Annotated in this window: 1 protein-coding gene; it reads left to right on the forward strand. The window is 37.3% G+C overall.

The annotated features are described in order from the left end of the window. Window positions 1-231: 231 nt before the first annotated feature. A complete protein-coding gene (locus H4J66_RS05195) occupies window positions 232-1,188 on the forward strand; it encodes an IS110 family transposase (protein ID WP_182171420.1) in 957 nt (318 codons plus the stop codon). Window positions 1,189-1,218: the final 30 nt, after the last annotated feature.

A 1,218-nucleotide genomic window follows, 5' to 3' on the forward strand; every position in this document is an offset into this window, starting at 1 on the left:
CTTGTATGGATAATACACCCATCTTTATTATTCTTTTAAAACCCGTTTAGGTAAAGTGAGGCCCAAGCTTTAGCAGCAACTAAAGCCTTTTTATACGATAGTTCGATTGAATGATGGCTCCTCTGTTGAGAGACCGATAACAAGTGAGAACATCGTATAAAACTCCAAGCAATAAACTCGGATAGTCAACTGGGCCTCGAGCCCGAATTAGCAAGGCAGAGTCAGCTTATTATGAATAGCAAAAATAATCAAAATGAAATTAACGTCGGTGTCGATACGGGTAAAACACAACTCGATATTTACATTCGTCCTCTCGATATTTATTTCACCGTATCCAACGATGAAAAAGGTATTAATAAAGCGATTAAAGAGATAAAAAAATACAAACCAAAACGCATTGTTATTGAAGCAACTGGACGACTTGAACAAGCCTTTATTATCGCTTGCGCAAAAGAAAAATTACCGTTTGTTATTGCCAACCCAGTGAAAATTAAAAAGTTCGCTGGTGCTATCGGTCAATTAGCTAAAACGGATAAGTTAGATGCCAAGTTAATCGCTTATTACAGTGAAGCGCTTAAACCTGAATTATCAACGTTAAAGCCAGCTACGTTAAGGTTAATGAGTGATCTAATGTCAAGGCGTTGTCAGTTAATGGAAATGCGAACGATGGAGAAAAATCGTCTACAAATCATGCCAAAAGAAATCACCAGTAGCATTAATCCACTGCTCACGGTGATTAATAATCAGCTTATAAAAATAGATAAAAAGCTACAAAAACTCATTGAAAGTTGTGATGAGTATCAAATAAAAAATGACATCATTCAAAGTGTACCTGGTGTAGGAAATGTTGTTGCGTTTAGCCTGTTAAGTAACATGCCTGAACTTGGATATATCACCAATAAAGAAGCGGCAGCATTAGTTGGTGTAGCGCCCATTAATCGAGAAAGTGGCTCATTCAAAGGTAAACGAATGATACGTGGAGGACGTCACCAAATAAGAACAGCGATGTTTATGTCAATGATGTCAGCAATGCAATGTAACCCTGTTTTCAAGGCTACTTACCAACGACTGGTCGCCGTAGGTAAACCAAAGAAAATCGCTATCATTGCCTGTGTTAGAAAAATGATTGTGATCTTAAATTCGATGGTGAGAGATGGTGTCTATTGGGACCCAAAAATGAATCAATAATTAAGAATTGACACCATAGTCACTTGTTAT

The sequence above is a fragment of the Colwellia sp. MB3u-55 genome, from assembly GCF_014076785.1.
Taxonomy (GTDB): domain Bacteria; phylum Pseudomonadota; class Gammaproteobacteria; order Enterobacterales; family Alteromonadaceae; genus Colwellia_A.